The organism is Micromonospora sp. AKA38 (genome assembly GCF_027925725.1).
In the GTDB taxonomy this organism is placed as follows: domain Bacteria; phylum Actinomycetota; class Actinomycetes; order Mycobacteriales; family Micromonosporaceae; genus Micromonospora.
Window position 1 is genome coordinate 84168 of sequence record NZ_BNEI01000001.1, and the last position, 12636, is coordinate 96803.

The 12636-nt window shown below is 74.0% G+C and carries 13 protein-coding genes; 10 read left to right on the forward strand and 3 right to left on the reverse strand.

Translation table 11 applies throughout. The annotated features are described in order from the left end of the window. The first annotated feature begins 20 nt into the window (after nucleotides 1–20). From TPA0908_RS00430 to TPA0908_RS00450, 5 genes are all read left to right on the forward strand, one after another. Nucleotides 21–773: an NUDIX hydrolase gene (locus tag TPA0908_RS00430; RefSeq protein WP_107158027.1), complete on the forward strand. Its 753-nt coding sequence runs from the start codon at nucleotides 21–23 to the stop codon at nucleotides 771–773. 98 nt (nucleotides 774–871) lie between these two features. Further along, the gene (locus tag TPA0908_RS00435; protein WP_281933587.1) at nucleotides 872–1522 is read left to right on the forward strand and encodes a BUD32 family EKC/KEOPS complex subunit; all 651 of its coding nucleotides are present in this window, start codon (nucleotides 872–874) and stop codon (nucleotides 1520–1522) included. Between the two features lie 10 nt (nucleotides 1523–1532). After that, entirely contained in the window at nucleotides 1533–2492 is a 960-nt protein-coding gene (locus tag TPA0908_RS00440) for a hypothetical protein (protein ID WP_281933589.1), read from the forward strand. Next, nucleotides 2489–3751, forward strand: coding sequence for an adenylosuccinate synthetase (locus TPA0908_RS00445; protein WP_281933590.1), 1263 nt, complete (start codon nucleotides 2489–2491; stop codon nucleotides 3749–3751). Before TPA0908_RS00440 ends, TPA0908_RS00445 begins: the two co-directional genes overlap by 4 nt. Nucleotides 3752–3774: 23 nt before the next feature. Continuing rightward, nucleotides 3775–4401, forward strand: coding sequence for a DedA family protein (locus TPA0908_RS00450; protein ID WP_281933591.1), 627 nt, complete (start codon nucleotides 3775–3777; stop codon nucleotides 4399–4401). Nucleotides 4402–4446: 45 nt separating this feature from the next. Here the strand turns inward: TPA0908_RS00450 and TPA0908_RS00455 are convergent, their stop codons facing one another. After that, nucleotides 4447–5085: a TetR/AcrR family transcriptional regulator gene (locus tag TPA0908_RS00455; protein ID WP_281933592.1), complete on the reverse strand. Its 639-nt coding sequence runs from the start codon at nucleotides 5083–5085 to the stop codon at nucleotides 4447–4449. 66 nt (nucleotides 5086–5151) lie between these two features. Between TPA0908_RS00455 and TPA0908_RS00460 the strand changes: the two genes are divergently transcribed. The 5 genes from TPA0908_RS00460 (at nucleotide 5152) to TPA0908_RS00480 (ending at nucleotide 10423) form a co-directional block, all read left to right on the forward strand. Then, nucleotides 5152–5604 carry an SCP2 sterol-binding domain-containing protein gene (locus tag TPA0908_RS00460; protein ID WP_281933593.1) on the forward strand — a complete coding sequence of 151 codons (453 nt, stop codon included), beginning with the start codon at nucleotides 5152–5154 and terminating at the stop codon, nucleotides 5602–5604. Nucleotides 5605–5606: 2 nt separating this feature from the next. Further along, nucleotides 5607–6821 (forward strand): acyl-CoA dehydrogenase family protein, encoded by a 1215-nt coding sequence (locus TPA0908_RS00465; protein ID WP_281933594.1) that lies wholly within the window; start codon nucleotides 5607–5609, stop codon nucleotides 6819–6821. A gap of 166 nt (nucleotides 6822–6987) precedes the next feature. Then, entirely contained in the window at nucleotides 6988–8553 is a 1566-nt protein-coding gene (locus TPA0908_RS00470; protein WP_281933596.1) for an AMP-binding protein, read from the forward strand. Between the two features lie 73 nt (nucleotides 8554–8626). Beyond that, a complete protein-coding gene (locus TPA0908_RS00475) occupies nucleotides 8627–10120 on the forward strand; it encodes a N,N-dimethylformamidase beta subunit family domain-containing protein (RefSeq protein ID WP_281933597.1) in 1494 nt (497 codons plus the stop codon). 153 nt (nucleotides 10121–10273) lie between these two features. Continuing rightward, on the forward strand, nucleotides 10274–10423 hold the full coding sequence (locus TPA0908_RS00480; protein ID WP_281933599.1) for a hypothetical protein: 150 nt from the start codon (nucleotides 10274–10276) through the stop codon (nucleotides 10421–10423). A 97-nt stretch (nucleotides 10424–10520) separates the two neighbouring features. Here TPA0908_RS00480 and purD read toward each other — a convergent pair whose 3' ends face one another. Together purD and TPA0908_RS00490 are read right to left on the reverse strand one after the other, a co-directional pair. Further along, complete coding sequence (gene purD / locus TPA0908_RS00485) at nucleotides 10521–11768, reverse strand: phosphoribosylamine--glycine ligase (protein ID WP_281933601.1); 1248 nt, start codon at nucleotides 11766–11768, stop codon at nucleotides 10521–10523. Between the two features lie 89 nt (nucleotides 11769–11857). Next, nucleotides 11858–12574, reverse strand: coding sequence for a DUF559 domain-containing protein (locus tag TPA0908_RS00490; protein WP_281934614.1), 717 nt, complete (start codon nucleotides 12572–12574; stop codon nucleotides 11858–11860). Nucleotides 12575–12636: the final 62 nt, after the last annotated feature.

Consider the following 12636-nt stretch of genomic DNA (forward strand, 5'->3'; position numbering starts at 1 on the left):
AACCTGAGAGAGTGGGCGCCGTGAACGAGCAGGACTTCCTCGCCGGATACGACCCCCGCGACTACCCGGCGGTCGCGGTCACCGTCGACGTGGTGGCGCTGACCATCCGCGAGGACGCGCTCCACCTGCTGCTGATCCGCCGCGGCGCGCCGCCGTACGAGGGGCACTGGGCGCTGCCCGGCGGCTTCGTCCACCCCGACGAGGACCTGGCCGCCGGCGCGCGACGCGAGCTGGCCGAGGAGACCGGGCTCGGCGGCGAACGGCTGCGCCGGGTGCACCTGGAACAGCTCGGCAGCTACGGCGCACCCGACCGGGACCCGCGCATGCGGGTGGTCTCCGTCGCCCACCTGGCGTTCGCACCCGACCTGCCCGACCCGGTCGCCGACAGCGACGCCGACGAGGCGATCTGGCTGCCGGTGACGGCGCTGACCAGCCGGCAGCTCGCCTTCGACCACGGCCGGATCATCGACGACGGGTTGGAGCGGGCCCGCTCCAAGCTGGAGTACACGCCGCTGGCCACCCGGTTCCTCGCCCCCGAGTTCACCGTCACCGAGCTGCGCGCGGTCTACGAGACGGTCTGGGGACACCCGCTGCACGCCGGCAACTTCCACCGCAAGGTGCTCTCCGTGCCGGGCTTCGTGGAGAGCACCGGCGCCAGCACCGAGCGCGGCGGCGCACGCGGCGGCCCCCGCGCCAAGCTCTACCGCCCCGGCGACGCCCGCCTCCTCCACCCCGCCCTGCTGCGCCCCGCCCGCGAGGAGTCAATCCGATGAGGTGCAAGGAAGGGCCCCCGCTTAACGCCTCCGGTAGAGCAGGGCTCCCCTCTCACCGGCAGCTCAAGGCACCGCAGCATCCGAGCGACAACGACCTGATGGCCCGCGAGGCACGCGCGCTGCGACGGATCGCCGCGCGGGGCGACGCCCGCCACCTGGCGTACGTGCCCCGGCTGGTCGACTCCTATCCGGTGCGCGACCCGTCGACCGGCGCGGAACTGCTGGTCAACGAGTTGGAGACGGTCCCCGGGCTGCACAGCCTGGAGGACGTGCGCCGGGCGTACCCCGATGGGGTCGACCCCCGCGACGCGGCCTGGATGTGGCGACGGCTGCTGGTCGCGCTCGGCCTGGCCCACCGGGCCGGCGTGGTGCACGGCGCGGTGCTTCCCCGGAACGTGCTGATCGAGCCGGACGCACACGGCCTGGTGCTCGTCGACTGGTGCTTCTCCACCGAGCCCGGCGGGCTGGTGCCGGCACTGGTCACCGGCATGGCCGACTGGTACCCGCCGGAGGTCACCGGGAAGCGGCCCTGCGGCCCCGGCACCGACATCGCGCTGGCGGCCCGCTGCCTGACCTGGCTGATGGCCGACCGCGCGCCACGCGAGCTGCGCGCGTTCGCGGCCGGCTGCCGGCAACCCGCGCTGACCGCCCGGCCGGACGACGCCTGGCGGCTGCTCCGCGAACTCGACGAGGTGCTGGAGCGGCTCTACGGGCCGCGCACCTTCCGACCCTTCACCCTCAACCCCTAGGGAGGCTGCCATGGGCAGCGGAATCTGGTCCACCGACGTGTACGACGCCGCCGACCGTTACCGGCGCCGGACCGGCAAGAGCGCGTTCTCCTACAGCGACAGCGGGGCCCGGCAGGTGCACCCCGCACTCGACCCGCGGGACGCGACGCGGGAGAGCCGCGACTCCGCCGAACACCCGCAGTCGACGCCGATCGCGGTGCTCTTCGACGTCACCGGCTCGATGGGGCACGTGCCCCGGGTGCTCCAACGCAAGCTGCCGCAGCTGCTCGGCCTGCTGCTCCGCCAGGGGTACGCCCGCGACCCGCAGGTGCTGTTCGGCGCGATCGGCGACGCCACCTGCGACCGGGTGCCGCTCCAGATCGGGCAGTTCGAGTCCGACAACCGGATGGACGACGACCTCGGCCGGATCGTGCTGGAAGGCGGCGGGGGCGGCCAGATGATGGAGTCGTACGAGCTGGCGCTGCACTTCATGGCCCGGCACACCGCCACCGACAGTTGGGAGAAGCGGGGCCGACGCGGCTACCTGTTCATCATCGGCGACGAGCTGGCGTACCCCCGGGTGAAGGCGCGTGAGGTGACCCGGCTGATCGGCGGCGGCCTGGCCGAGGACCTGCCGATCCGGCAGGTGGTGGACGAGGTGACCGCGCGGTGGGACACCTACTACCTGCTCCCGGCCGGCAGCCACTACGCCGGCAACCGCAAGGTGCTCGACTTCTGGCGCGGCCTGCTCGGGCAGAACGCGGTCGAGCTGGACGACCTGGACGCGGTCTGCGAGACCATCGCGCTCACCGTCGGCCTCGGCGAACAGGCCATCGACCTGGACGCCGGGCTCAGCGACCTGGACCGGGCCGGCTCGACCGCCGCCCGGACCGTCTCCCGGGCGCTCGCCGGGCTCGGCGGCGGCCGGCGCGCGGTGGCGGCGCTGCCGTTCGCCCCGACCGACGGCGGGAACGGGGTCACCCGGCTGTGAACCACGTGCTGGTGGTCGACCTCGGCTACGGCGACGCCGGCAAGGGCACCGTCGTCGACGCGCTCTGCGCGACCCGGCCGGTGCACACCGTGGTCCGCTTCAACGGGGGCGCGCAGGCGGCGCACAACGTGGTGCTGCGCGACGGGCGGACGCACACGTTCGCGCAGTTCGGCGCCGGCACGTTCCGTACCGGGGTGCGGACGCACCTGGCACGGCACGTGGTGGTGGACCCGCTGGCGCTGGCCGCCGAGGCCGACCACCTCGCGTCGGTCGGCGTGGCCGACGCGTTCGACCGGCTGACCGTGGACGGGGAGGCGCTGCTGGCCACGCCGTACCACCGGGCCGCCAACCGGGCCCGGGAGATCGCCCGGGGAGCCGACCGGCACGGCTCCTGCGGGCTCGGGGTGGGCGAGGCGGTCGCGTACGGCCTCGCCCACCCCGACGAGGCGCCCCGGATCGAGGACTGCCGCCGGCCGGCGGTGCTGCGCCGCCGGCTCACCGCACTGCGCGACCGGCTCACCGCCGAACTGGGAGCGCTGGACGCGCCGCCGGTCGACGACTGCCTGCCCGCGTACGCGGCGTTCGCCGACCGGGTGGCGATCGTCGACCGGAGTTGGCTCACCGGGGCGCTGCGCGCCGGCACCTGCGTGTTCGAGGGCGCGCAGGGCGTACTGCTGGACGAGTGGCACGGCTTCCACCCGTACACGACGTGGAGCACCACGACGTTCGCCAACGCCGAGACGCTGCTCGCCGAGGCCGGGATGGCCGGGACCGCGCAGCGGCTCGGGGTGCTGCGGGTGACCACCACCCGGCACGGCCCCGGCCCGCTCGTCACCGAGGACCCGGCGCTGCCGTTCACCGACCCGCGCAACCCGACAAACGCATGGCAGGGCCGGTTCCGGTTCGGGCACTTCGACGCCGTCGCCCACCGGTACGCCCTCGACGTGGCGGGCGGCGTGGACGGGCTGGCGCTGACCCACCTCGACCTGGCCGGCCCTCGCCTGCGTATGTGCCGGCGGTACGCGGACGGGCTCGACCGGCTCGTGCCCGGCCCACCCGGGGACCTGGACCGGCAGGCCGCGCTCACCGCCCGGCTGATGCTTGCCCGGCCGGTGCTGGACGAGGCGCCCACCGACTGGCCTTCAGCCGTGTCGGAGGCGCTCGGCGCCCCCGTGCTGCTGACGTCGCACGGCCCCACCGCCGAGGAGAAGGAGGGGCCCCTTGTTAACGCATTTTGTATAGGAAGGGCCCCCGTTTAACGCCCAGCGTCGAGCATGGGGGCATGGGGGACGTGCTCGACCTGCTGCACCAGACGGTGACCTCGCCGTGGGTGTACCTGGTGATCGTCGCGGTCACCGCGGTCGACGCGTTCTTCCCGGCGGTGCCGGGTGAAACCGTTGTGATCACCGCCGGCGTGTTCGCGGCGAGCGGCGAGCCGCACCTGGTGGCGGTGATCGTGACCGCCGCGCTCGGCGCGCTGGTCGGCGACCACGTCTCGTACGCCATCGGGCGCGGCGGGGGCGCGCACCGGCTGGCCCGGTTGCCCGCCGACAGCCGGCGGCGGGCGAGTTCCGAGTGGGCCCGCCGGGCGGTCGACAGGCGTGGCGGGATGATCCTGACGACCGCGCGCTACGTGCCCGGCGGTCGCACCGCGGTCACGCTCACCATGGGCGCGGTCCGCTATCCGCTGCGCTCGTTCCTGCTCTACGACGCGTTGGCGTGCGGCACCTGGGGGATCTACTGCGGGCTGCTCGGCTACTTCGGCGGGCTGGCGTTCGAGCACAACCCGGTCACCGGGCTGCTCGCCGGCATCGGCATCTCGGTGGCGGTCACCGGCCTGTTCGAGGCCGCCCGCTGGGCCCGCCGCCGGGCGCGCGCCCGGGCCGCGGCGCGACGCGGCGGTTGTTGAGAAGGGGCCCCACCTATACCGCAGGCGTTAACAGGGGGCCCCTCCTTACACCGCGCCCGGGTGCCAGGTGATGCCGCGCAGGAGTTGGTCGGCGCCCAGCCAGGCGACGTTCATCATCCGGGTGGCGGTCTTCTCGGCGTCGGCCTCGGGGTGGTCGGCCAGCCAGTCGGCCAGCGACTCGGACGCGCCCACCAGCGCGTACGCCACCACCTCCAGGTCGGTGGCGCCGACCTCTCGCCCGGAGGCGCGCAGCGCGTGGTCGAGCATGCCGGCGACCACCTCGACCAGCCGGCCGCGCATGGTGGCCAGCTCGGCGGCGAACGGCTGGGAGCCCCGGGCCTGCCGGTAGAGCACCGCCCAGCCGTCCCGGTGCGCGCCGACGAAGCCGAAGAACGCGCGCAGCCCGCGCCAGAGCCGCTCGTCGGCCGGCAGGTCGGGGGCGGCGGCGCCGGCGATGGCCTCCATCATCCGGGTGCCCTCGCGGTGCAGGCAGGCGACGAAGAGTTCCTCCTTGGTGCCGAGGTAGGCGTAGACCATCGGCTTGGAGATGCCGGCGTCGTCGGCGATCTCGTCCATGCTGGCGGCGTGGAAGCCGCGTCGGGAGAAGACCTTGACCGCCGCGTCGAGCATCTGCTGCTCGCGTACGGCGCGGGGAAGGCGCTTGAACGTCGGTGTGCTGGACACCCTTGCAAGCATACCTACTCGTGCGTAAGGTTACGCCGGAGTAACCAAAATCGAGAGGTGTCTTCCATGACTGACTTCGACCCGGCCAACTTCGCGAACGTCGGCCCGAAGGAGTTCGCGCAGCTGGTCAAGTCCACGCCGGACGACAAGATCGCCGAGATCATGTCCGGTGACGCGCGCGGCAAGATCCTCAGCGAGGTCTTCAACCGGATGCCCACGCTGTTCCGGGCCGACCGCGCCGGCTCCACCAACGCGGTCATCCACTGGAACATCACCGGCCGTCCGGACGGCGGCACCGACACCTACGAGATCGTCATCGAGAACGGCGCCTGCACCGTCTCGGACACCCCGACCCGGGACCCGAAGCTCAGCCTCACCATGGGTCCGGTCGAGTTCCTGAAGATCGTCTCCGGCGGCGCCAACCCGGTGATGATGTTCATGACCGGCAAGCTGAAGGCCAAGGGCGATCTCGGCCTGGCGGCCAACATCGCCAACCTGTTCGACATCCCCAAGGCCTGACCATGGCCGAGTTCTCGCTCGACCTGAACGAGGAACAGCGGGACCTTCGCGACTGGGTGCACGGCTTCGCCGCCGAGGTCGTGCGCCCGGCCGCAGCCGAGTGGGACGCCCGGGAGGAGACTCCCTGGCCGGTCATCCAGGAGGCGGCGAAGGTCGGCCTGTACGGGTTCGAGTTCCTCGCCACCTGCTGGGCCGACCCCACCGGCCTCTCCCTGCCGATCGCCAGCGAAGAGCTCTTCTGGGGCGACGCCGGCATCGGCCTGAGCATCTTCGGCACCGCCCTCGCGGTCGCCGGCATCTACGGCGCCGGCACCCCGGACCAGCTCGTCGAGTGGGTGCCGCAGTGCTTCGGCGACACCGACCAGCCGGCCGTCGCCGCGTTCTGCACCACCGAGCCGGAGGCCGGCTCCGACGTCGGGTCGATGCGGACCCGCGCCGTCTACCACGAGGCCACCGACGAGTGGGTGCTCAACGGCCAGAAGGCGTACGCCACCAACGGCGGCATCGCCGGGGTGCACGTGGTCACCGCCTCCGTCGCGCCGGAGCTGGGCTCGCGCGGGCAGGCCGCGTTCGTCGTACCGCCGGGCACGCCCGGCCTCAGCGCCACCCGCAAGCTGCGCAAGCTCGGGCTGCGCGCCTCGCACACCGCCGACGTCTTCCTCGACGACGTCCGGGTGCCGGGCCGCTGCCTGCTCGGCGGCCGGGACGCGCTCGACGAGCGGCTGGCCCGGGCCCGCGCCGGCCAACGCGCCTCCGGCCAGGCGGCGATGCGCACGTTCGAGCTGTCCCGGCCGACCGTCGGCGCGCAGGCGCTCGGCGTGGCCCGCGCCGCGTACGAGTACGCGCTCGACTACGCCAAGGAGCGGGTGCAGTTCGGGCGGCCGATCATCGAGAACCAGGCGGTCGCGTTCGCGCTCGCCGACATGCGGATGGAGATCGACGCCGCCCGGCTGCTGGTCTGGCGGGCGTCCTGGATGGGCCGTAACAACCGGCCGTTCACCGCCGGCGAGGGCTCGATGTCGAAGCTCAAGGCCGGCGAGGTGGCGGTCTCGGTGACCGACAAGGCGGTCCAGCTCCTCGGCGGCGCGGGCTTCCTGCGCGACCACCCGGTCGAGCGGTGGTACCGGGACGCCAAGATCTACACCATCTTCGAGGGCACCTCCGAGATCCAGCGGCTGGTCATCTCCCGGGCCATCTCCGGGATGCAGATCCGCTGATCGCCGCCGGAGGACGGCCCGCGACGGCACGCCGTGCCGGGCGTACCGATGCGCGCGGCCGGGGTCGCCCCGGTCGCCGTCGGCGCCGTCGCGGGCCGGGCCCCTCGCACGACCGACCAGGTCGGATGCATGATCGGGAGACCTCGAACGCGAAGGAGGTTGCGCCGTGGACCTGCCGTTCATCGTCGCCACGCTGACCCGACGCGGACTGCTCACCCCGGGCCGCCCGATCCGGGTGGCCTCGCAACTGAACGCGCTGCGCCGGTGGGGCTGGAGTCTCGCCGGGGAGCTGCGCCAGGCCGCCGCCCGCGACCCCGGCCGGGTCGCCGTGGTGGACGAGCACGGCGCCGCGCTGACCTACCAGGAGTTGCTGGACCGCTCGGAGCGGTTGGCCCGGTCGCTGCGCTCCGGCCTCGGCGTGCAGGCCGGCGACCGGGTGGGGCTGCTCTGCCGTAACCATCACGGGCTGATCGAGGCGATCGTCGCGTCGATGCTGCTCGGCGCGGACGCCGTCCTGGTCAACACCGGCCTCTCCGCGGCCCAACTGGTCACCGTCGCCGACGAGCAGGGCCTGCGCGTGCTGGTGCACGACGCCGAGTTCGCCGACCGGGTGCTCGGCCTCCCGGCCGAGCTGCACCGGGTCGACGAGCGACGGCAGGAGGAGCTGATCGCCGGCGCGGTCCCCGGCGACAGGCTCCAGCCGCCGGAACGCGACGGCCGGACCATCGTGCTGACCTCCGGCACCACCGGCACGCCGAAGGGCGCCCGCCGGCCCACCCCGCACGGCTTCGGCCCGCTGGTGTCCATCATCGACCGGATTCCGCTGCACGCGCGGGACGTCGTCATGATCGCCGCCCCGATCTTCCACACCTGGGGGTACGCCGCCCTCCAGGTCTCGTTCGCGCTGCGCGCCACGGTCGTGCTGCACCGCCGCTTCGACCCGGCCGCCACGCTGGCCGCGCTGGTCGACCAGCCGTGCGACGCGCTCTTCGCCGTACCGGTGATGCTGCAACGGCTGATGGAGGTCGCGCCGCCGCCGCACCGGCCGCCGCTCAAGGTGGTCGCGGTCAGCGGCTCCGCCCTGCCGGGCAACCTGGCCACGGCCTTCATGGACCGCTACGGCGACGTGCTCTACAACCTTTACGGCTCGACCGAGGTCTCCTGGGCGTCCATCGCCGGCCCGGCCGAGCTGCGCGCCGCGCCCACCACGGCCGGCCGGCCGCCGCACGGCACCCGGCTGGAGATCGTGGACGAGGCGGGCCGGCCGGTCCGTGACGGTCGGGTCGGCCGGATCTTCGTCGGCAACGAGATGCTCTTCGAGGGCTACACGTCGGGCGCCGGCCGGGAGAGCCGCGACGGGCTGCTCGACACCGGCGACCTGGGCCGGCTGAGCCCGGAGGGCCTGCTCTTCGTGGACGGGCGGGCCGACGACATGATCGTCTCGGGTGGCGAGAACGTCTTCCCCTCCGAGGTGGAGGATCTGATCGCCCGGTTGCCGCAGGTCCGCGAGGTGGCCGTGCTCGGCGTGCCCGATCCGGAGTACGGGCAGCGGCTGGCCGCGTTCCTGGCGCTGCGCCCCGGCGAGACGCTCGACCCGGAGGCGGTCCGCGAGTACGTCCGGCGCTACCTGGCCCGCTTCTCGGTGCCCCGCGATGTGATCTTCGTCAAGTACCTGCCCCGTAACGCCACCGGCAAGGTGCTGAGTCGGGAACTACGCCGCTACTTCGGCTGATCGGCTGACCACAGAGGACGGAGCATGGTGCTACCTTTGCCCGCGTTTCAGTGGGTGAACGGGGAAAAACACCATGGTCCGACTCCGCCGACGAACCGCCCTCGGCCTCCTCCTCGGCGGCGCGTCCGCCTCCGCGCTCGGCCCCCTCGAGCCGGTGCGCGGCGAGCACCGCGAGAGCGCTCCGGTCCCGCGGCAACTCCCGCCGGTCGAGATCGAGAACCGCGCGGCCGGCGCGCCCTGGTGGCCGGCGGACGGCGGCCGGGCCGCTGACGACCGGCGACGTCAGATCCAGGGGTACGCCTCGACGACGAGCGTCGCCCCCGGCGAGACGATCGACTTCCACGTCGCGGTCGACCCGGCCGGCCCGTTCCGGATCACCGTGCACCGGATCGGCTGGTACGCCGGCACCGGTGCCCGCACGCTGCTGACCAGCCCCGAGCTGGCCGGCGAGCCGCAGCCGGTGCCGCCCGCCGATCCGACCACCGGCGTGCTCGACTGCCGGTGGCCGCGCTCCTGGCGCCTGCGCGTGCCCGAGGGCTGGGCCTCCGGCCTCTACCAGGCGGTCTTCACCTCGGCCGCCGGCTGGCGGGCGGCCACCCCCTTCGTGGTACGCGACGACCGGCGGGCCGCCGCGCTCTGCGTGGTGCTGCCGGTGACCACCTGGCAGGCGTACAACCAGTGGCCCCGCGACCGGCGGGCCGGTCGGAGCCTCTACAACGGCTACCGCCCGAACGGGCGACGTGATCCCGAGCTGCGGGCCCGGGCGGTCTCCTTCGACCGCCCGTACGCCGGCGCGGGCCTGCCCACCCAGGCCGACCGCGACCAGGACGCGATCCGGTGGCTGGAACGCAACCGCTACGACGTCAGCTACGCGACCAGTTTCGACCTGCACTCCGGTCGCCTCGACCCGGCCCGGCACCGGGGCCTGGTGTTCTGCGGGCACGACGAGTACTGGTCGGCGGAGATGCGCCGGGCCGTGGAGGCCGGGCTGGCCGGCGGCACCAGCCTCGCCTTCTTCGGCGCGAACAGCGTCTACTGGCACGTACGCGTGGCCGCCGCCGCGGACGGCCGCCCGGACCGCCTGGTCGAGTGCGCCAAGACCCGCCCCGACCCGGGCGAGGACGCCGCCGGCCCGACGGTCACCTGGCGCGACCTCGACCGGCCCGAGCAGGCGCTGCTCGGCGTGCAGTACAACGGCATCGTGCTGACCCCGCAGCCGCTCGTGGTGCGCTCGGCCGACCACTGGGTCTGGGCCGGCACCGGGGTGGCCGACGGGGACCGCATCCCCGGCGTGGTGGCCGGCGAGGCGGACGGCCTGAACGCGGGCGTCCCCCGCCCCGGCGGGACGATGCTCAGCTCGTCGCCGTACCCGGCGCAGCAGGGTGGCCGGCGGCTCCAGGGCACCCACGTCCACGAGACGCCGCAGGGCGCGGTCGTGTTCGCCACCGGCACGCTCGGCTGGACCATGGCACTGGACCGGCGCGGCCACCGCGATCCACGCATCGAGCGGGCCACCGCCAACGTGCTCGACCGGATGGTCGCCCGGGACCGGTCCGCGCCCGCCTGACGGCCACCTACGGGACTTCCACCCAGGACCGACCGCGGGTGCGGTGCGGGCGCATCCACGGCCCGCACGCCCACGGCTACCAGGCCGTCACCCGGGACGGACGGACCGAACTGGTGGACGCGACGGTCTGGAGCCAGACGTTCACGCCGGCCGGTGTTCGCCGACGACAGCATCGGCGAGTACAGCGCCGGGCTGACGGCCATGTCGGTGGGCGGGCAGACGCTGTGGCTCAAGAGCGGCAGCCGGTTCGGCTACCTGGCCGGTGTCGCCGCCACCCGGGACGGCCGGTTCCGGGTGGAGTAATCGATCACCGCGACGAACGCCAAGGGCGAGGAGCTGAGCCCGACCGCCCAGGCGGTGATCCGCGCGGCACTCGCCATGCTGCCGCCCGCGCCCCCGCTCAGCCCGGGATCGTGATCCGGCCGTCCACCGCCGCCGCCGCGATGTCGGTGCGGTGGTGGGCGCCGGCCAGCTCGATGCCGCGTACCAGCGCGTAGGCGGCGTCGCGCGCGGCGGCCAGGTCCGGGCCGGTGGCCGTACCGCAGAGGACCCGGCCGCCCGCGGAGCGCAACGTGCCGTCGGCGTCCCGCCGGGTGCCGGCGTGGATGATCCCGGCGCGGTCCGCGCCGGTGATCACATCATCGGTACGCGGGCCCGCCGGGTAGCCCTCGGCCGCGACCACGACGGTGACCGCCGCGCCGTCGCGCCACCGCAGCGGCGGGTGCGCGCCCAGCGTGCCGGTGGCGGCGGCGTGCAGCAGCCCGGCCAGCGGCGTCTCCAGCAGGGCGAGCACCACCTGCGTCTCCGGGTCGCCGAAGCGCGCGTTGAACTCGATCACGCGAGGACCCTTCGTGGTGATCGCCAGGCCCACGTAGAGCAGGCCGGCGAACGGGGCGCCCCGGCGGCGCAACTCGGCCAGCGTCGGGTGCACCACGTCACGCATCACGTCGTCGACCAGGCCCGCCGGCGCCCACGGCAGCGGCGCGTACGCGCCCATGCCGCCGGTGTTCGGCCCGGTGTCGCCGTCGCCGACGCGCTTGAAGTCCTGCGCCGGCAGCAGCGGCAGCGCCGCCTCGCCGTCGGTGACCACGAAGAGCGAGACCTCGGGACCGTCGAGGAACTCCTCGATCACCACCCGGCCGCACTCGGCGGCATGCCGCTCGGCGACCGCCCGGTCGTCGGTGACCACCACGCCCTTGCCGGCGGCGAGCCCGTCGTCCTTCACCACGTAGGGCGCGCCGAAATCGTCCAGCGCCCGCGCCACCTCGGCCGCGTCGACGCAGGTGTACGCGCGGGCGGTCGGCACGCCGGCGGCGGTCATCACGTCCTTCGCGAACGTCTTCGAGCCCTCCAGCCGGGCCGCGTGCGCGCCGGGGCCGAACACGGCGATGCCCTTGGCGCGTACCGCGTCGGCGACGCCGGCCACCAGCGGCGCCTCCGGACCGATGACCACCAGGTCGGCCGCCAGCTCGACGGCGAGCGCGGACACCGCGGCCGGATCGGTGGGAGTCACCTCCCGCAGCGCGGCGACCTCCGCGATCCCCGGATTCCCCGGTGCCGCGACAAGCGCCTCCACGGCCGGATCACGAACCAGCCCGAGCGCGAGCGCATGCTCCCGCCCCCCACCACCCACAAGAAGAACCCGCACGACCGGCATCCTACTGACCCCACCACCCCACCCCGTTGATCAAGGAGTTCGCGTCTCATTTCCGGCCCTACGTGACGCAAACTTCTTGATCAACGGGGGCGACGGAGGGCGCGTGCGACGGTGTGGGGGATGTAGTCGGGGCGGAGAGTGTCTTGCCAGGTGAAGCGAAGGACCGTCCAGCCGGCGTTGGCCAGGCGGTTCTGTCGGGTGCGGTCCTCGTAGATCGCCCGGGGTGACCCGTGCGCGGCCCGGCCGTCCGCCTCGGCGATGACGCGGGTGGTGCGCCAGCCCAGGTCACCCACGCCGAGCAGGTAGCCGTCGTCGTCGCGGACCTCCACCTGCAACACGTCGGGCGGCACGCCGCCGTCCACGCACCGCAGTCGGACGCGCGTCTCCAGGGGTGACTGGGCCCGACCGTCCGACTCGGCCAGGTGGCACCGGGCCGCCACGGCACCCCGCCGCCGGGCGATGAGCGCCGCGATCAGGGACAGATCCGACTCGTCGATCAGCTCCCGGTTGAGCGCCGAGTCGACGACGCACACCGCGGGGTAACGATCGGCGCGGAGGATCACATCCGCCACTGTGCGGGCGGGGGTCGTGACTGCGACGCCGTCGGTGGTGCAAGCATCGTCAGGACCGAGGGTGAGCTGGTGCACCACCAGATCGGGGTCGGTCGGGCGCTGCGGACGCGGACGGTCCGGAGGCACCGACACGTGGACCGCCGGCGTGGCACGCAGGCCGCCGATGCGGTGCAGCTCGGCGGCGGTGTCCAGCACGGCGACGGCACCGGCACCGAGGCTCTCCACGGCAGCCCGGATCCTGGCCCGCCGGAGTGACGCGACGTCCACCTGCGGCACCGGCACGAAAC